Source organism: Kitasatospora sp. NPDC022785, from assembly GCF_055561295.1.
In genome coordinates, this window is the sequence record NZ_JBVHHB010000012.1 from 106395 (window position 1) to 124869 (window position 18475).

General features: G+C 71.4%; 16 protein-coding genes, 1 tRNA gene and 1 pseudogene. 10 read left to right on the top strand and 8 right to left on the bottom strand.

The features are described from left to right. Positions 1–144: 144 nt before the first annotated feature. Positions 145–765 (bottom strand): nucleotide exchange factor GrpE, encoded by a 621-nt coding sequence (grpE, locus tag ACZ3YO_RS20705; protein WP_465548621.1) that lies wholly within the window; start codon positions 763–765, stop codon positions 145–147. Then, positions 762–2600 carry a molecular chaperone DnaK gene (dnaK, locus tag ACZ3YO_RS20710; protein WP_396324265.1) on the bottom strand — a complete coding sequence of 613 codons (1839 nt, stop codon included), beginning with the start codon at positions 2598–2600 and terminating at the stop codon, positions 762–764. Before dnaK ends, grpE begins: the two co-directional genes overlap by 4 nt. A gap of 329 nt (positions 2601–2929) precedes the next feature. Here dnaK and ACZ3YO_RS20715 point away from each other — a divergent pair, with 329 nt between their 5' ends. From ACZ3YO_RS20715 to ACZ3YO_RS20730, 4 genes and pseudogenes are all read left to right on the top strand, one after another. After that, positions 2930–5149, top strand: a complete 2220-nt coding sequence (locus tag ACZ3YO_RS20715) for a (Fe-S)-binding protein (protein ID WP_465571177.1) — start codon at positions 2930–2932, stop codon at positions 5147–5149. Positions 5150–5559: 410 nt separating this feature from the next. Further along, positions 5560–6633: pseudogene (gene manB / locus ACZ3YO_RS20720) on the top strand (mannose-1-phosphate guanylyltransferase); the annotation flags it as partial. Positions 6634–6807: 174 nt separating this feature from the next. Then, entirely contained in the window at positions 6808–7854 is a 1047-nt protein-coding gene (locus ACZ3YO_RS20725; protein ID WP_465571180.1) for a Yip1 family protein, read from the top strand. A 119-nt stretch (positions 7855–7973) separates the two neighbouring features. Then, positions 7974–8864: an alanyl-tRNA editing protein gene (locus ACZ3YO_RS20730; protein ID WP_465571182.1), complete on the top strand. Its 891-nt coding sequence runs from the start codon at positions 7974–7976 to the stop codon at positions 8862–8864. Positions 8865–9033: 169 nt separating this feature from the next. On the opposite strand, the gene dcd is transcribed toward ACZ3YO_RS20730, so the two are convergent. After that, positions 9034–9609, bottom strand: coding sequence for a dCTP deaminase (gene dcd / locus ACZ3YO_RS20735; protein ID WP_465571185.1), 576 nt, complete (start codon positions 9607–9609; stop codon positions 9034–9036). A gap of 93 nt (positions 9610–9702) precedes the next feature. Continuing rightward, positions 9703–9924 (bottom strand): hypothetical protein, encoded by a 222-nt coding sequence (locus tag ACZ3YO_RS20740; protein ID WP_153461495.1) that lies wholly within the window; start codon positions 9922–9924, stop codon positions 9703–9705. Between the two features lie 281 nt (positions 9925–10205). Between ACZ3YO_RS20740 and ACZ3YO_RS20745 the strand changes: the two genes are divergently transcribed. Then, positions 10206–10279: transfer RNA gene (locus ACZ3YO_RS20745), tRNA-Gly, on the top strand. Between the two features lie 146 nt (positions 10280–10425). Here the strand turns inward: ACZ3YO_RS20745 and ACZ3YO_RS20750 are convergent. The 3 genes from ACZ3YO_RS20750 to ACZ3YO_RS20760 form a co-directional block, all read right to left on the bottom strand. After that, complete coding sequence (locus tag ACZ3YO_RS20750) at positions 10426–10734, bottom strand: hypothetical protein (protein WP_465571189.1); 309 nt, start codon at positions 10732–10734, stop codon at positions 10426–10428. A 206-nt stretch (positions 10735–10940) separates the two neighbouring features. Further along, entirely contained in the window at positions 10941–11447 is a 507-nt protein-coding gene (locus ACZ3YO_RS20755) for a nuclear transport factor 2 family protein (RefSeq protein ID WP_465571192.1), read from the bottom strand. Between the two features lie 65 nt (positions 11448–11512). After that, a complete protein-coding gene (locus ACZ3YO_RS20760; RefSeq protein WP_465571195.1) occupies positions 11513–12544 on the bottom strand; it encodes a medium chain dehydrogenase/reductase family protein in 1032 nt (343 codons plus the stop codon). A gap of 122 nt (positions 12545–12666) precedes the next feature. Between ACZ3YO_RS20760 and ACZ3YO_RS20765 the strand changes: the two genes are divergently transcribed. The 5 genes from ACZ3YO_RS20765 (at position 12667) to ACZ3YO_RS20785 (ending at position 17132) form a co-directional block, all read left to right on the top strand. Beyond that, the gene (locus ACZ3YO_RS20765) at positions 12667–13320 is read left to right on the top strand and encodes a TetR/AcrR family transcriptional regulator (protein WP_465571197.1); all 654 of its coding nucleotides are present in this window, start codon (positions 12667–12669) and stop codon (positions 13318–13320) included. A 228-nt stretch (positions 13321–13548) separates the two neighbouring features. Then, positions 13549–14469, top strand: coding sequence for an ABC transporter ATP-binding protein (locus ACZ3YO_RS20770; protein WP_465571200.1), 921 nt, complete (start codon positions 13549–13551; stop codon positions 14467–14469). Next, positions 14466–15281, top strand: a complete 816-nt coding sequence (locus tag ACZ3YO_RS20775; RefSeq protein WP_465571203.1) for an ABC transporter permease — start codon at positions 14466–14468, stop codon at positions 15279–15281. The genes ACZ3YO_RS20770 and ACZ3YO_RS20775 overlap by 4 nt, the downstream gene beginning before the upstream one ends. A gap of 70 nt (positions 15282–15351) precedes the next feature. Then, entirely contained in the window at positions 15352–16527 is a 1176-nt protein-coding gene (locus tag ACZ3YO_RS20780) for a sensor histidine kinase (RefSeq protein WP_465571205.1), read from the top strand. Further along, entirely contained in the window at positions 16524–17132 is a 609-nt protein-coding gene (locus tag ACZ3YO_RS20785; protein WP_465571208.1) for a response regulator, read from the top strand. Before ACZ3YO_RS20780 ends, ACZ3YO_RS20785 begins: the two co-directional genes overlap by 4 nt. A gap of 122 nt (positions 17133–17254) precedes the next feature. Here ACZ3YO_RS20785 and ACZ3YO_RS20790 read toward each other — a convergent pair whose 3' ends face one another. Then, positions 17255–18382: a glycosyltransferase gene (locus tag ACZ3YO_RS20790; protein ID WP_465571211.1), complete on the bottom strand. Its 1128-nt coding sequence runs from the start codon at positions 18380–18382 to the stop codon at positions 17255–17257. Positions 18383–18475: the final 93 nt, after the last annotated feature.

Sequence of the window (18475 nt, forward strand, 5' to 3'; positions counted from 1 at the left end):
GCGCTCGCTCATGGCTGCCGCCACCTCCCACGATCCATAGTCAATGTGCTGTCAAGAGACAGGGACAGGGTGCTGTCAACGGAGACGGCGCTGCGGAGCCGGCCGTCGTACTGGACGACGTACGACTCCGCAGCGCACGGGTTGTCAGCTCTCCGAGCCACCGTCTGCCTTGTCGGCGTCCTCGGCCTTGTCGGCGTCGGGCGCGGCAGTGGTCTGGGTGCCCGGCTGGGGCTCCGCGACCGCCACCATCGCCGGGCGGATGATCCGCTCGCCGATCCGGTAGCCGGGCTGGAGGATCTGGACACAGGTGTCCTCGGTGACGTCCGAGGAGTAGCTGTGCATCAGCGCCTCGTGCATGGTCGGGTCGAAGGGCTCGCCCTCCTTGCCGAACTGCTGGAGGCCCAGCTTGGCCACGACCGTCTCCAGGGACTCGGCGACGGACTTGAAGCCGCCCGTCACCTCGCCGTGCTCGCGGGCCCGGCCGATGTCGTCCAGGACCGGGATCAGCGACTCCAGGATGTTGGAGACGGCGATCTCACGGACCGTCAGACGGTCGCGCTCGACCCGCTTGCGGTAGTTCTGGTACTCGGCCTGAAGGCGCTGGAGGTCCGCCGTCCGCTCGGCCAGCTCGCGCTTGGCCGCGGCCGCGTCGCCCGCGCCGTCGGTGCTGTCACCGGCCGCGGCGGCCTCCTCGGCCGCCTTGATCACGGCCTCCTCGGCGGCGGAGTCGTCGCCGGGCTCAGCACCCTGCGGCTTCTCCGTCATGCCGCACCGCCCTTGGGCTTCTCGTCGTCCACGATCTCGGCGTCGACGACGTCGTCGTCCTTGGCACCGGCGGCGTCACCGGCCGGGGCGGCACCGGCGGCGTCGGCGTTGGCGTACAGGGCCTGGCCGAGCTTCTGGGCGGTGGTGGAGACCTTCTCGGAGGCGTCGCGGATGGCCGCGATGTCCTCGCCCTTCAGGGCCTCCTTGAGCTCGCCGATGGCGGCCTCGACCTCGGTCTTGACGTCGGCCGGGAGCTTGTCGGCGTTGTCGGCGATGAACTTCTCGGTCGAGTAGACGAGCTGCTCGGCCTGGTTGCGGGTCTCGACCGACTCGCGGCGCTTGTGGTCCTCCTCCGCGTACTGCTCGGCCTCGCGCATCATGCGCTCGATGTCGTCCTTCGGCAGCGCGGAGCCGCCGGTGACGGTCATCTTCTGCTCCTTGCCCGTGCCGAGGTCCTTCGCGCCGACGTGCATGATGCCGTTGGCGTCGATGTCGAAGGTGACCTCGATCTGGGGCAGGCCGCGGGGGGCCGGCGGGAGACCGGTCAGCTCGAACATGCCGAGCTTCTTGTTGTACGCGGCGATCTCGCGCTCGCCCTGGTAGACCTGGATCTGCACGGACGGCTGGTTGTCCTCGGCCGTGGTGAAGATCTCGGACCGCTTGGTCGGGATCGTGGTGTTGCGCTCGATCAGCTTGGTCATGATGCCGCCCTTGGTCTCGATGCCGAGGGACAGCGGGGTGACGTCGAGCAGCAGGACGTCCTTGACCTCGCCCTTGAGGACACCGGCCTGGAGCGCGGCGCCGATGGCGACGACCTCGTCCGGGTTGACGCCCTTGTTGGCGTCCTTGCCGCCGGTCAGCTCGCGGACGAGCTCGGCGACGGCGGGCATGCGGGTCGAGCCGCCGACCAGGACGACGTGGTCGATCTCGGAGAGGGCGATGCCCGCGTCCTTGATGACGTTGTGGAACGGGACCTTGCAGCGCTCCAGGAGGTCCGCGGTCAGCTGCTGGAACTGGGCCCGGGTGAGCTTCTCGTCCAGGTGCAGCGGGCCCTCGGCGGAGGCCGTGATGTAGGGCAGGTTGATCGAGGTCTCGGAGGACGAGGACAGCTCGATCTTGGCCTTCTCGGCAGCCTCGCGAAGACGCTGGAGGGCCATCTTGTCCTTCGACAGGTCGACACCGTGGCCGGCCTGGAAGACCTTCACCAGGTGGTCGACGACCTTCTGGTCCCAGTCGTCACCACCGAGGTGGTTGTCACCGTTGGTGGCCTTCACCTCGACGACCCCGTCGCCGATCTCCAGCAGCGAGACGTCGAAGGTGCCGCCGCCGAGGTCGAAGACCAGGATGGTCTGGTCGTCCTTGTCCAGGCCGTAGGCCAGGGCGGCCGCGGTCGGCTCGTTGACGATGCGCAGGACGTTGAGGCCCGCGATCTCACCGGCCTCCTTGGTGGCCTGGCGCTCGGAGTCGGAGAAGTACGCCGGGACGGTGATGACGGCGTCGGTGACCGTCTCGCCCAGGTACGCCTCGGCGTCGCGCTTCAGCTTCTGCAGCACGAAGGCGCTGATCTGCTGGGGGTTGAAGTCCTTGCCGTCCAGGTTGATCTTCCACCCGGTGCCCATGTGGCGCTTGACCGAGCGGATGGTCCGGTCGACGTTGGTGACCGCCTGGCGCTTGGCCACCTCGCCGACCAGCACCTCGCCGTTCTTCGCGAAGGCCACGACGGACGGCGTGGTCCGCGCACCCTCGGCGTTCGTGATGACGGTGGGCTCGCCACCCTCAAGGACGCTGACGACCGAGTTCGTCGTACCGAGGTCGATGCCGACCGCGCGTGCCATCGTTGGTACCTCCACGGAAGAGTTGAGCTTTACGGGCTCAAGGATGCACGACTCGGCGGGGGGCGTCAACAGCCATGAGTCGGTAGCGCTCAACTTTGCTGAGCGGTTTCGCGGAGGCTTCCGGGTGTCGCGCGGGGATGGGGCCGGGTGGACCCGCTGGGCTGGCGTGGTGAGTGTGGACTCACGTGACTGCCGCCATACGTTGAACACCTTCTGGAGAAGAGTTGACAAACGGTAATGTCCGGGCCGTCGGCCCAGGAAGTTACCGACGAGTACAATCGATCCGGAGAGACCGCCAACCCAGCAAAGCCGCAGGAGACGGAGAGCCGATGCAACTAGCAGCGATCGTCATCTCGCTGGTCACGTTCGTGATCGGCACCGCGCTCGCCGCACGTGGGGCGCTGTACATCTTCAAGGTGGTGCGGACCGGCCAGTCCGACCCCACCAGATTCGGAGAGCCCGTACAGCGGGTGAAGACCGTGGCGGTCGAGTTCGTCGGCCACACCCGGATGAACCGCTGGGGCGTCGTCGGCATCGCGCACTGGTTCGTCGCGGTCGGCTTCTTCAGCCTGGTGCTGACCATCGTCAACGCCTTCGGCCAGCTCTTCGACGCCGAGTTCGCGCTGCCGATCATCGGCCACTGGATGCTCTGGCAGCTCTTCGTCGAACTGCTCGGCACCCTCACCACGGTGGGCATCGTGACCCTGATGGTGATCCGGCTGCTCAGCCTGCCGTCCCGGTCCGGCCGCAAGTCCCGGTTCGCCGGCTCGATCGCCTGGCAGGCCTTCTACGTCGAGTACACGATCCTCGGCATCGGCCTCTGCATCCTGATGCTGCGCGCCCTGGAGGGCGCCCTCAACGGCGTCGACTCGTACGGGCCCGAGCACCTGGTCTCGTACCCGCTGGTCTCGGCGCTCAGCGGGCTGCAGCACGGCACGCTGGAGAACCTGATCTACTTCTTCGCGATGCTGAAGATCTGCATCTCGTTCGCGTGGGCGACCACCATCGGCATCAACCCCTCGATGGGTGTGGCCTGGCACCGCTTCCTCGGCTTCTTCAACATCTACTTCAAGCGCGAGGAGGACGGCGGCACCGCGCTCGGCGCCCTGCGCCCGATGACCAGCGGCGGCGCCCCGATCGACTTCGAGGACCCGGCCGACGACGCCGTCTTCGGCGTCTCCCAGGTCGAGCACTTCTCCTGGAAGGGCATCCTCGACTTCTCCACCTGCACCGAGTGCGGCCGCTGCCAGTCGCAGTGCCCCGCCTGGAACACCGGCAAGCCGCTCTCGCCCAAGCTGCTGATCATGAGCCTGCGCGAGCACGCCTTCGGCAAGGCGCCGTACCTGCTGGCCGGCGGCGGCAAGGACATGGAGGGCGAGGAGAAGGCCACCGCCGAGCAGCTCGCCGGCGTCCCGGCCGCCGCCCTCGCCGAGGCCGAGCGCCCGCTGATCGGCACCGCCGAGGAGAACGGCGTCATCGACCCGGACGTCCTGTGGTCCTGCACCACCTGCGGCGCCTGCGTCGAGCAGTGCCCGGTGGACATCGAGCACATCGACCACATCGTCGACATGCGCCGCTACCAGGTGATGATCGAGTCCTCGTTCCCGACCGAGGCCGGGACGATGCTCAAGAACCTGGAGAACAAGGGCAACCCGTGGGGCATGGCCACCAAGGCCCGCCTCGACTGGGTCAAGGAGCTGAAGAAGGAGACCGGCATCGAGGTGCCGGTGATCGGTGAGGACATCGACCCCGCCGAGGTCGAGTACCTCTACTGGGTCGGCTGCGCCGGCGCCCTGGAGGACCGCGCCAAGAAGACCACCAAGGCCTTCGCGGAGCTGCTGCACACCGCCGGCGTGCAGTTCGCGATCCTCGGCAAGGAGGAGTCCTGCACCGGTGACTCCGCCCGCCGCCTGGGCAACGAGTTCCTCTTCCAGATGCTCGGCGCGCAGAACGTCGAGACCCTGAACGCGGCGCTGGAGGACGCTCCGAAGAAGCGGATCGTCGCCACCTGCCCGCACTGCTTCAACACCATCGCCAACGAGTACCCGCAGCTGGGCGGCCACTTCGAGGTCATCCACCACACCCAGCTGCTGCAGCACCTGATCGACGAGGGCAAGCTCGTCCCGGTCAACCCGGTCGAGGGCCTCATCACCTACCACGACCCCTGCTACCTGGGCCGCCACAACAAGGTCTACAGCCCGCCGCGCGAGATCATGGACAAGGTCCCCGGTCTGCGCCAGCAGGAGATGCACCGCCACAAGGAGCGCGGCTTCTGCTGCGGCGCCGGCGGCGCGCGGATGTGGATGGAGGAGCGGATCGGCAAGCGGATCAACACCGAGCGCGTGGACGAGGCGCTGTCCCTCAACCCGGACATCGTCTCCACCGCCTGCCCGTTCTGCCTGGTGATGCTCTCCGACTCGGTCAACGGGAAGAAGAACGAGGGCGCGGCCAAGGAGCACCTGAAGGTGGTCGACGTCGCCCAGCTGCTGCTCGACTCCGTCAAGGCGACCCCGCCGGCCGCGGCGGAGGCGGAGACGGTCGACGCCTGAGGTCCGAGGTCGGAGGCCTGAGGCCCCACGGACGGGGACGGCCGACGCCCGCACAGGGCGGGCGACCGTCCCGGTGTTCGACAGTTCTGTTACAACTGCCCGGCCCGGTGGGTGCCACGAGCGCCCGCCGGGCCGGGCTTTTCGCCGGGCCCGGCGGCGGGCATTCCACCGGGTTTCACCGGGCCCTCGCCCGGTTTTCCGCCCTGCGTCGCAGGCCGGACCGGTCCGGCCGGGGCGCCAACCGCCGGACCACCGGGAGGCATCCCGGTTGGAAGGAAATACAGTAGGCGCCTGACCGGCCCTGTGCCGGTCGACCCGTTCCGGCCCACCGGACGGGTGTCCAGACCACCGACGGAGGTATCGGCCCGCCGGGCCGGGCCGCAGAGACCACAAGGGGAACAGCGCAGACCATGACCGAGGCGATCATGCTGGTCGGTGGTAAGGGCACGCGACTGCGTCCGCTGACCACCCACACCCCGAAGCCCATGCTGCCCGTGGCAGGCGTCCCGTTCATCGCGCACCAGCTGGCCCGCGCGGCCGCCGCCGGGGTGACCCGCGTGGTGCTGGCCACCTCCTACCTGGCCGAGGTCTTCGAGGACCACTTCCAGGACGGCACCCCGTACGGCATCGAGCTCGTCTACCTGACCGAGCGCGAGCCGCTCGGCACCGGCGGCGCCATCCGCAACGCCGCCTCGGGGCTCACCTGCGGCCCCGACGAGCCGGTCCTGGTCTTCAACGGCGACATCCTGTCGGGCGTCGACATCGCCGCCCTGCGCGACGGCCACGTGGCCGCCGGGGCCGACGTCACCCTGCACCTCACCCGGGTCGAGGACCCGCGCGCGTTCGGGCTGGTCCCGACCGACGAGAACGGCCGGGTGCTGGAGTTCCTGGAGAAGCCGGAGACGCCGGAGCAGATCGTCACCGACCAGATCAACGCCGGCTGCTACGTCTTCACCCGGTCCGTGATCGACCGCATCCCGGCCGGCCGGGAGGTCTCCGTCGAGCGCGAGACCTTCCCCGAGCTGCTGGCCACCGGTGCCCTGCTGCGCGGCGTCGTGGACACCTCGTACTGGCTGGACCTCGGCACCCCGGCCGCCTTCGTCCGCGGCTCGGCCGACCTGGTGCTCGGCAAGGTCGACTCCCCGGCCGTCCCCGGCCCGACCGGCGACGCCCTGCTGCTGCCCGGCGCGACCGTCCACCCGAGCGCGGTGCTGAGCGGCGGCAGCGTCGTCGCCGAGGGCGCGGTGGTCGACGCCGGCGCGATCGTCGAGGGCAGCGTCATCCTGCCCGGCGCGGTGATCGGCCCGGACAGCCTGGTCAAGGACTCGATCGTGGGCGCGTACGCCTCCATCGGCGACCGGACGGCGCTGGACGGCGCGGTGATCGGCGACGGCGCGATCGTCGAGGCCGACAACGAGCTGCCGAGCGGCGTCCGGATCGCCTGCGGCACGCTGCTGCCGGTCGGCGCCGTCCGCACCTCGGCCGGCCCGGGCGGATGCCCGGCCGGGACCACGGCCGCCGCGGCCGTGCACGCGCCCAAGGTGTCCGCGCAGCGCTGAGCGCGAGCGGGCCGCCCGGCCGTCACAGGCTCGCTGCAAACGTGCCCCGGCCCGGGTGCACGGCCGACGCGGGGTCAGCCGGACGGGTACCTTCGGAACGTGGCTGGTAATCGATACGACAGCGGTCAGGGCGCCGACCCCCACGGCGGGTGGTCGGCTCCTCCGCCCTCGGCGGGGGCGCCCGGGGGGTACGGGCAGGTGGACGGGCCGGAGTACTTCACGGCCCCGCACCGGGGGGCGCCGGGGGGCGGCCAGGGACACGGCGCCCAGGCCCAAGGCGGCCAGGGGCACGGGGGCGGTCAGGCCCACGGCGGCCAGGGCGGGTACGACCCGTACGCCGCCGACCAGCCCGGCCACACCCGGGCGTTCCCGACCGGCGGCGACCCGTACGCGGGCGAGCCGTACCCGTACCAGGGGCAGGGGTACCCGCAGGAGTACGGGCAGCCCTATCCGGACGGCGCCTACGACCAGGGCGGCCCCCACGGCTACGGCCAGGAGCAGGCGTACGGCCAGGACCAGGGCTACGGCCAGGAGCAGGGCTACGCCCAGGACAACGTGGGCGTCTACCGGGCCGGCGGCCAGTCGGCCCCGCACGTCTCCGGCCCGCGCCCGACCTGGCGCGAGCTGCTGGTCGGCCTCTTCCGCCACCCGACCGCGACCTTCGACCGCACCCGCGACCACCAGGTCTGGCTCCCCGCGCTCACCGTCTCGCTGCTGTACGGCGCGCTGGCCGTGCTCGGCATCGGCCTGACCCACGACGACGTGGTCAACTCGACCTTCACCGTCGCACTCACCGCCATGCTCGTGGCCGCGATCGGCTTCACCCTGGCCGGCGCCACGCTCGGGGCGGTGACGTACGCACTGGCCCGCCAGTTCGGCGGGGACGGCCCGTGGAAGTCGACGGTCGGCCTGGCCGTGCTGATCGGCTGGACGACGGACGCGCCCCGGCTGCTGCTGGCCCTGGTGCTGCCCTCCGACAACATGGTGGTCCAGGTCGTCGGCTGGGCGACCTGGGTGCTCTGCGCCGTGCTGCTGACCACCATGGTCCGCCGGCTGCACGACCTGCCCTGGGGCAAGGCGGCCGGCGCGGCCGCGCTGCAGCTCCTGGCGCTGCTGGTACTGATCAAGCTGCCGACCCTGGGCTGAGCCCGTCGGCCGGGGGCCGGGCGCTGCCCGCGCGGCGCCGTGCCGGGAGAGAATGGACGACGGGCCCCGCCTGCGGGGCCCGTTCCGCTTCCACCACCCTCACGCGCACGGAGCCAGGAATGACCCTCCCCACCACCCACGTCAGCTTCCCGGCCGGGGCGGTGACCGGCGAGTCCCCGGTGCTCGCGGTGCACCCGCTGGACGGCGGACGGTACGCGGTCGTCACCGAGGCGACCCCGTTCCACCCGCTCGACCACACCTGGCCCGACCAGCCCGCCGACCTCGGCACCCTCACCGTCGACGGCACCGAGCTCGCCGTCGTCGACTGCCTGACCGGGGCGGTCGGCCCGGACGGTGGCGCGCCGCTGGTCGGCGCCGACATCCCGGTCCGCCGCGGCGACGAGGAGTGGTCCTGGCTGGTCCTGCACGTGGTCGACGGAGACCCGGGCGCCCTGGCCGGCAAGGTCGCGGTGCTCGCCGTGGACGCCGAACGCCGTGCCGCCCTCTGCGCCTCGCACAGCGGCTGCCACCTGCTCGCCCTCGCCCTGAACGCCGCCCTGGCCCCGCGCTGGCGCAAGGACCCGGGCCGCGCCGACGCCTTCGGTCACCCGGACTTCGACAGCCTGGCGATGGCCACCTCCGTGATGGACACCGAGGCGAGCACCGACACCTACCGGCTCGGCAAGTCGCTGCGCAAGAAGGGCTTCACCACCGAGGCGACCGAGGACTTCCCGGCCCTCGCCGAGGCCCTGCCCGCCCTCACCGAGGCCGTCAACCGGCAGCTGGCCGCCTGGGTCGCCGCCGACGCCGCCGTCCGCATCGACGTCCCCGGTCCCGAGCTGACCGCCCGCCGCCAGTGGCACTGCGAGCTGCCCGAGGGGCCCGCGCAGATCTTCTGCGGCGGCACCCACCTGCACCACCTCGGCGAGCTGGCCGAGCTCCGCACCGAGCTGCGCCTCTCCGAGGACGGCAGCGAGCTGGTCGCCGTCACCCGCCCGAAGCGCGGCTGAGCGGGCCCTGAGCGGGCTCTGAAGCAGCCCTGGTAGCCCTGGCAGCCCTGAGCCGGGCCCGTAACGCCGCGGGCGGCCACCCCCGTCGTCCGGGGTGGCCGCCCGCTGTGCGTGCGCTCTCCGTGGTCCTCGTCCCGGATCCTCCCGGGATCCTTCTCGGACCCCCGGATCAGATCTTCGTACGGTGGAAGTTCAGGAACGAGCGGGACGGCGTCGGGCCGCGCTGGCCCTGGTAACGAGAGCCGTAGCGCGCGGAGCCGTACGGGTGCTCGGACGGCGAGGAGAGCCGGAACAGGCAGAGCTGCCCGATCTTCATCCCCGGGAAGAGCTTGATCGGCAGCGTCGCGACGTTCGACAGCTCCAGCGTGACGTGCCCGCTGAAACCGGGGTCGATGAAGCCGGCCGTGGAGTGCGTCAGCAGGCCGAGCCGGCCCAGGCTGGACTTGCCCTCCAGTCGCGAGGCGACGTCCTCGGGCAGCGTGATGACCTCGTACGTCGACGCCAGCACGAACTCACCCGGGTGCAGGATGAACGCGTCGTCGCCCTCCGGCTCGACCAGCCGGGTCAGGTCCGGCTGCTCCTCGGAGGGGTCGATGTGCGGGTAACGGTGGTTCTCGAAGACCCGGAAGAAGCGGTCCAGTCGCACATCGATACTGGAGGGCTGGATCATCGCAGGGTCGAACGGGTCGATCGCGACCCGGCCCTTGTCGATTTCGGTCCGGATGTCCTTGTCAGAGAGCAGCACGCTTCGAGGTTACGTGCACGACACGGCCCCGGACGAATCGCCCGGGGCCGCACCCGTCACTCCCGCCGCGCTTCCGCGCCGCTTCCGCCTCGGTCAGGCCAGGAACTCCGCGGCCTCCAGCCGCATCGCCCGGGCCAGTTGCGGAGCGGACAGCTCCTGCACGTCGGCCAGCACCGAACTCCGCAGCCGTCCGCACTGCGGACAGCGGATCAACCGGCCGGGCCCCAGCCGGCCGGGCCCGAGGTTCTGCATCGGGAACGTGGTGGTGCTGAACAGGTGCCCCTCGGCACAACGAACGACGGCGCGCTGCTCCATCGGTCCCCTTCCCATCCTTACCCCAGTACTCACCCGTACTCATCGCGCCCCGGACGGGCCGGGGCCCCGGGACAGCGTCACATTAGGGGAAGTTCCGGACATTCCACACCACGGCTCGCCGCCCCGAAACCCACCCCGCCGGAGCACTCTCACGCGGCCCACACAGTACGCCTCCGCCCCGCTCCCGGCCGCCTCCGCCACGACCTCCTGCCACCTGTGCAACCGGCGTCACGGATGGGGTACAGTGATGGCGGATCGAGCGGTCTCTGACGGCTCATCAGGCGGGCGTAGTTTAATGGTAGAACATGAGCTTCCCAAGCTTATAGCGCGAGTTCGATTCTCGTCGCCCGCTCCATGCCGAAAGCCGCAGGTCAGCTGACTTGCGGCTTTTGTGTTGTCTGGACCAACTCCCCCGCCGTGCCAGATCCGTGCCAGAACGCTCCTGGAACAGCAGTCGCCCCCCGGGCAGGGTGTGCCCGGTGGGGGCGCCAGGAGCCGTCCTCAGCCGGCGGTACCGAGGGCTTCGGCGAGGCGGGCGGCCTGGTCGGGCGAGAGCTCGAAGCGGATGCTGCGGGGGCTGTAGCAGCCGCCGAAGAGCCGTACGCGGCTGGTGTGGGCGGCGCTGTTGGTGCCGCTGAGAGGAGACCCGTCTCCTTGGAAGTACCACGTCTCGCCGTCCCAGAAGGGGTGGTCGAGCAGGGCCTCGGCGAGGGTGGCCGCGGCCTCGGGCGGAGTGCCGATGGAGGCAAGGGTGCGGGCGACGGTCGCGGTGGCATCGGCCGGCAGGTCGGCGTCGCCGAGGACGGGCAACAGGAGTCGCAGGCGGGAGATCCTAGGGGGAGCCGGGTTTCCGCAGTATCGGTAATCACTGCCGCCGAAGAAGCAGCAAGTGATCACGGCACTCGGTCGGCCTGAGCCGCAGCCGCGGGTCTGTCTGCTGATCCTGCTGCTCCGCCGGGGATTTCGAGGATCCTCGACAGGGTCGAGCCGAACCGGTGGGTGGTCGGCGCGTCGGCTCAGTGGGTGGGCGGGGTCCAGTCGGCGGGCAGGCCGGACTGGGCGAGGACGGAGTCGAGGCTGTAGTAGTCCTGGTCGGAAGCGATCCGGTGGTGCTCGCCGAGGTCGAGGAGGGTGGCCATCGGCACGGCGAACGGCTTGGGCGCACCCTTGAGGTGGCCGGAGTAGACGGCTTCGACGGTGATGTGGGAACCGTCCTGGTGGGTGGCCTTCACCGTGACGTGGACGTCGTCGATGAGGCTGTCGGTGCGGGCCTTCCACCCCGCGATCTCCTGGCGGCCGTGGAAGGTGACGCCCAGGCCCTGGTCGGTGTAGGTGCCGTCCGCGGTGAACAGGGCGCCGAGCGCCCGGGGGTCGGCACCGTTCCATGCGGCGGCCCATCCGGCGACGGCCTTGGGGAGGTGCTGCCCGGTGGGCTGCGCGGCCGCGGCGGTGGTGCCGAGTACGGCGCAGACGGCCGTGGCGCCGATCAGTGCGGTCGGGGTGCGGCGCGGGGTGGACTTCACGGCGGGACTCCTTCGGGTGGGGGCGGGTCGAGAGGTGGGTGCGTGGGGCGGGTGCGCGTCAGGGGTCAGGGAGTCAGGACGACCTTGCCGGAGACGGTGCCCGACTCGGCCAGGCGCAGGGCTTCGGCGGCCTCGGCGAGCGGCAGTTGGGCGGCGATGCGGGCGGTGACCTCGCCGCGGCGGACGGCGGCGAAGACCTCGGTGAGGTCGGCGCGCAGCCGGGCCCGGAAGCGGTCCTTGTTCAGCGGCCGACCGGCCCAGATGTTGTAGAAGTGGGCACGGCGGCCGTTGGGCAGGGTGTTCCAGAGCCAGGTGCGGGCGAGGATCTTCAGGACGGGCCACTGCTTGGAGCCGGTGTCGTCGCGGGTGGAGGCGCTGCCGTAGGAGATGAGGGTGCCGCCGGGGGCGAGCAGGTGCCAGGAGTCGACGACGCTCCGGCCGCCGACGTGGTCGAAGACGGCGTTCACCCCGCCGGGTGCCAGTTCGCGGACCTGGGCGGGCACGTCGCCGGCGCGGTAGTCGACCGGGACGACGCCCAGTTCCCGCAGGGCGTCGTGGTGCCGGGGGGAGGCCGTGCCGATCACCTTCACGCCCGCCGCGCGGGCGAGTTGGACCAGGACCGAGCCGACGCCGCCGCCGGCGCCGTGCACCAGGACGGTCTGTCCGGTGCGCACCCGGGCCTTGCGGTGCAGCATCTGCCAGGCCGTGATGCCGTTGACCACGACGGTCTCGGCCTCCGCCGCCGTGAGGCCCTCCGGGACTCGGACCGCGTCGTCGGCGTCGAGGACGACATGGCTGGCCCACCCGCCGACCTTCACCAGTGCGGCCACCCGCTGCCCGGCCAGGGCCGGGTCGACACCCGCGCCGGTTGCCAGCACCCGGCCGACCAGGTCGTAGCCGGGCACGAACGGGAAGGCCGGCTGGTCGTAGTACCGCCCGCGGCGCATCTGCTGCTCGGCGAACGAGACGCCGGTCGCCTCCATGGCGACCACGATCTGCCCCCGGCCCGCCTCCGGAACGGCGCTCTCGCGGATCTCCAGGCCCTCCGGCGCCACGATGCCCGGCAGGACGACCTCGATACGACGTTGGGTGCTCATGATCGCCTCTTCTCGTAGATGCTTTCGCGTTCGTTAGAAGTTATAGCTCTATCTGAACGTAATAGTCAAGAGCGATGGTGATACCCTCTAACTAGCAACGGCTGGAGAGAGGAAGGCGGGTCATGGGCGAATCGGGTACGAGGACACCGAGGGAGCGCTACCGGGTACAGGTGCAGGAGGAGATCAAGCGGCACGCTTGGGGGCAGATCGCCACCGCCGGGGCCTCGGCGTTGTCCCTCAACGCCATCGCCAAGCAGATGGGCATGAGCGGGCCGGCCCTCTATCGCTACTTCGCCAACCGCGACGAGCTGATCACCGCGCTCGTCAGGGATGCGTACCGCAGCCTGGCCGACACCTTCGCCGCCCGCGCCGAGGCCGGCACCGACCTCGGCGGCCTGGCGGACGCGCTGCGCCGGTGGGCTCTGGACGACCCCCAGCGGTACTTCCTCGTCTATGGCACCCCCGTGCCCGGGTACCGGGCACCCGAGGACACCACGCGCATCGCCTCCGAGATCATGGCGCACCTCCTCGACGCCTGCGCCGCCGTGCAACCGCCCGCCACGCCGCGCCCGCTCGACACCCACCTCGCCGAGCACCGCGCCTGGGCCGGAGAGCACCCGGCCCCGTCATCGGCGCTCGGCCGGGCCCTCGCCTTCTGGACCCGCCTGCACGGCGTCCTCTCGCTCGAACTCGCCGGACACTTCACCGGCATGGGATTCGACCCCACCGAGCTCTACGCCGACGAGGTGCGAGCACTCGGGGGCCAGTGGAGCTGACGTGTCGGGGCCGATCCGCGCCCGCCGTGCCGGATCGCGCCAGCTCGGGCGCCGGCTCGGTGTCGTCCAGGCGAGGCGTTCGGGATCGCCCAGCTGCTGTGGCTGCACCGATCGCCGAGGCCTGCGCGTACGGCATGACGAAAGTCATGGTCACCGTCGTGCGGAACGCCTCCGGAACCCGTGAAGTCCGCTCTACTGCCACGGCCCCCGGATTCCTAGGGTCGAACCATGAACACCGAATCCGTGATCCAGGTCGCCGACCTGCGTGTCGACTACGGAGCCAGGACCGCCGTGGCCGGCATCCGTCTCGACGTGCGTCCTGGCGAGGTGGTCGCGCTGCTCGGCACCAACGGCGCGGGCAAGACGACCACCATGGACGTGCTGGAGGGCTATCTGCGGCCCACCTCGGGCAGCGTCACGGTCCTCGGCCACGACCCGTACACCGAGCGCGCCCGCATCGCCCCGCAGATCGGGATCATGCTCCAGGAGGCCGGCTTCTTCGGTGAACTGACCGTCGCCGAAACGGTCCGTGCCTGGCGACGCTTCACCCCGTCCGCCGCCTCCGTCCAGGACGCGCTGCGCCTGGTCGACCTGGAGGACCGGGCCCGGACTAAGGTCGGCCGGCTCTCCGGTGGCGAGCGGCGCCGGCTCGACCTCACCCTTTCCGTCCTCGGCAGGCCCCGGCTGCTGTTCCTCGACGAACCCACCACCGGTCTCGACCCCGAGTCGCGCCGGGAGACCTGGCGATTCCTCAAGAGGATGGTCGACGACGGCATGACCATGCTGCTGACGACGCACTACATGGAAGAGGCCGAGTTCCTGGCCGACCGGGTCGCCATCATGGACCGCGGCCGGATCGTGCGGCACGGCACGGTGGGCGACGTCCTCGCCCGGGAGGCGAGCACCCGGATCTCGGTGACGGCCGACGCCGCCGTCAACGCCCGCACCCTGCCGCCGTTCCCCGACGCCGAGGTGCACGAGGCCGACGGGCGCCTCACCCTCGTCACCGCCGACCCGCAGTCCGTCCTGCGGATGGTACTGAACTGGGCCGACGACAACGCGGTCCGCCTGCGCGGCCTCGAAGTGCGCACCGCATCCCTGGAGGACGTCTTCCTCGACCTCGCCGCGACCGGAAGGGGACGAGCATGACCTGGCTGCGTCTCACCTCCTCTCAGTTCCTGCTCTCCCAGAGCGTGTACTGGCGCGATCTCGGCTTCGCCCTCACCGGGGCACTGCTGCCACTCGGGCTGAGCCTCGCCTACTCGATCAGCCGGCACGGCAAGGGCGAGATCGCCGGATACGACACCGGCGTCTACCTGCTGCCAGGGTTCGCCGGGTTCGTCCTGCTGTGGATCGTCTACAACGTCATCAACTCCGCGGCCTCCCGCCGAGACCGGCTCGTCTACAAGCGGCTGCGCGGTACCGCGCTGCCCGACACCGCGATCCTGGCCGGAGAGGCGGCCAGCGGCAGTGTCACCAGTCTCCTGCACGTGGTGATCCTGCTGGTGGTGGGCACCCTCGCCATCGACGCTCCTGCCCCGCACAACCCGCTGCTGCTGCTCCTCGGCATCCTGCTCGGCGCCGTCGCCTTCTCGCTGCTGGCCATCGGACTGTCCGGGCTGCTGCCCTCCGGCGAGGTCTCCACCTGGATCGTGACCCCGGTGATCCTGGCGATGATGATGACGTCCGGGATTGCCATGCCGATCAGCGACCTTCCCGGATGGGCCCAGCATCTGGCGCCGTATCTGCCGTCCAGCCCGGTCGTGGAGATCGTCCGCACCGCCTGGCTCGGCCGCGATTTCGCGAGCGACCCGACGGTGACCGGCGTCCCGGCCGCCGTCGGCCTCGCCGGCTCCTTCCGCGCCTGCGCCCAGCCGATCGGCATCCTGTGCGCCTGGGCCGGCCTGTCCTTCTCCCTGGGCAAGCGGTTCTTCCGCTGGGACCCGCGCCGGTCCGCCTGAACCGTCGGGCGCCGAAACGTGTCGATAGGGTCGAAGGACAGCAAGCCGAACCGCGGAGGGGGACCAGCAGGTGGGAGCTCGCACTCCGGCCGCGGTGGCCCGCATCGTGGCGTGGCTCATCCTGCTGACCGCGGCCGTCTTCCTCGCCGAGGGGCTGGCGCTGTGGCTGCGCCACCGCCCGTCGCTCGGCCCGGTCTGCCTCGCCGCCGTCGGGCTGCCGGCCTTCTGCCTCACTTTCTCCCGCACCGTCTACGACGTCGTCGCCCGCGGTGGCGCCCGCGACCGGCACCTGCTGGACGCGGCGATCTGCACCAGCGTCGCCTTCGCCCTGCTGCTCCTGCTGGGCGGCGCCTGGGGCGCTCTGCCCTCCCTCGCCGCCTGCGCCGCCGTCGTCTCCCTGAACGCCCGCCGCTCGGTCTGGGCCGCCACGGGCATCCTCCTCGGTACGATCCCGTCCTGTCTGCTTCTCGGCATGCCCGCGGACGTCCTCGTCGACGTCGTCGTACGCAGCGCGGTCACCGTGGTGGTCGTCGGAGCCCTCGGCCTGCTGCCGTCCTTCGCGCGCGAGATCCACGACCACCGCGCCGAGCTGGCCCGGCTGGCGGTCCTCGAGGAGCGGCTGCGTTTCGCCCGCGACCTTCACGACGTGCTCGGCCACGGCCTGTCGGTCGTCGGTATGAAGCTGGAGGTGGCGCTGCTACTGCTGCGTAACGATCCCGAGCGCGCCCGCACCGAGATCGAGCAGGCTCTCGGTGTCTCCCGCGAGTCCGTGTCCGACCTGCGCTCCCTGGTCCGAGGCTACCGTCAGCCGTCCCTGGAGTCCGAACTGAACGGTGTCCGCTCGGTCCTGCAGTCCGCGAGCATCACCTGCTGCACCGACCAGGTGCCCCCGGGCGTCCCGCAGTCTCTGCAGGACGTCGCCGGCTGGGTCGTGCGGGAAGGCGTCACCAACGTACTGCGGCACAGCGCGGCCACCGAGTGCCGTATCAAACTCCGTGTCGACGACGGCCGCCTGCTCGTCGAGGTCGCCAACGACCGGGCCCGGCCGGTGGGCCTGTCCGACGGTAACGGCCTGCGCGGCCTGCGCGAGCGCCTCGCCGACATCGGCGGCGAACTGACCGCCGGACCGGACGGCACCGGGGGCTTCCGGCTGCTGGCCCACGCCCCGCTGCACCACACCGCACCCGTTCCGGCGGCCCGCGACCGGGCCACGCATGACCGCACCGCGCAGAGGGGACCCACATGACGATCCGCATCGCCGTCGCCGACGACGAGGCCTTCATCCGCGACTCGCTGTCCGTGCTGCTCTCCGCGCACGACGACCTCGAGGTCGTGGCCACCGCGGCAGACGGCACCGGCGCCGTCCGGGCCGTCCTCGCGGGCGGCGTCGACGTGGCCGTTCTCGACCTCGACATGCCGGTCATGAACGGACTCGCCGCCGCCGAGGCCATCCGGAAGGGTTCGGCCGCGTGCGCGATCGTCGTCCTGACCAGTCACGGCCGTCCCGGCCATCTCCAGCGCGCACTGAGCCTCGGCGTCCGAGGCTTCGTCACCAAGGACACCCCGGCTGCTCGGCTCGCCGAGGTCGTCCGCACCGTGCACGGCGGCGGGCGGTACGTCGACCCGGAGATCGCGACCGATGCCCTCACCCTCGGGGACAACCCTCTCACCGCCCGCGAGCGCGAGGTCCTCGGCCTGGCCGGCGACGGCCTGTCCACGGCCCGCATCGCGGCCCGCGTGCACCTTGCCGAGGGCACCGTCCGCAACTACATGTCCTCGGTGCTCGCCAAATTCGGCGTCGACAACAAGCTCGCCGCCTACCAGCGCGCGAAGGAAACGGGCTGGCTCTGACCAGGCCCGACAGAACCCGGCCGGCCGGCGGTCAGTGTCGGGCGTCCGACTTTCCGGGCGGCGCAAACGCCGGAGTCGCAGGTCAGCGGACCTGCGACTCCGGCGGCTCGGGGGTGCCGGGGTCAGTGGGTGCCGGCGGCGAGGGCTTCGAGGGCGGGGACGAGGGCGGCGGGGGAGGGCAGGGCCGCGTTCTCGGCCCGGAGTCGGGCGGCTCCCTCGCGGAGGCCCGGGTCGGTGAGGAGACGGTCGAGGAGCGTGGTGTCGACGTCGGGGGAGGCGGAGCGCAGGGCGGCGCCGGCGGCGGTGAGGGCGTCGGCGTTGATGAAGTGGTCGGCGCCCTGGGGGAGCACGAGTTGGGGCAGGCCGGCCTGGAGGGCGGTGAGCATGGTGCCGGAGCCGCCGTGGTGGATCAGCGCGTCGGAGGTGGTCAGCAGTTCGGCGAGCGGGACCCAGGGGAGCGGGCGGACGTTGTCCGGCAGGGTGCCGAGCGGGGCGAGGTCGGCGTCGCCGACGGCCAGCAGGAACTCGGCGTCCACCGAGGCGGCGGCCTCGATGAGGCGGACGATCGCGCGGACGCCGTCCATTTCGGTGAGGATGGTGCCCAGGGTGACGGCGACGCGCGGGCGGGTGCCGCGGCGGAGCAGGTCCGCGGGGACCACGCCGCCGCCGTTGAAGGGCAGGTAGCGCATCCGCAGGCCGTCCGGGTCGCCGCCGAGCGAGGCGGGGACGACGTTCAGCGGGGTGGCCTTGGCGGGGCCTGCCACACCGTGTGTCTCGTAGGCCTCGGTGAAGTTGGCGGCGATCCGCACGGCCATGCCGAGGCCCGAGGCCACGCCGAAGTTCTGGATCACCGAGGGGATCTTGAGCTTGGCGGCGACCAGCGGGGCGGCGGCCTGGAAGGAGTCGTGGACCACCAGGTCGGCGCCCCAGTCGCCGGCCGTGGCCAGCAGGCCGTCGACGGTGGAGCGGGAGGCGAGGGCGAAGCCCTTGGCCGCCCTGTCGAGGATCTGATCCTGGGTCAGGTCCAGTGCGACGTAGCGGATCTTCTCGCCGGTGGACTGCTCGATGGTCTCCCGGATGCTGCGGCCGTCGCCGATCTCGATGATCGGGAAGCCCGCCGCCCGGAGTGGTTCCAGGGGCCTCGATCCGGCGAAGAGGACCTCGTGCCCGGCGGCCCGCAGGGCCTGGGCGGTCGGGATCATCGGGAAGAGGTGGCCGGCCGCGGGCGGGCCGGTGAAGAGTATGCGCACGGGTGTCTCCTGATCATTCGGCAGGCGGGCCGGCCGGGCGGGCCGGTCCGTCGGCCGGTCGGGCGGTCGCCGGACTGGTGCGGGTCGTTCGGT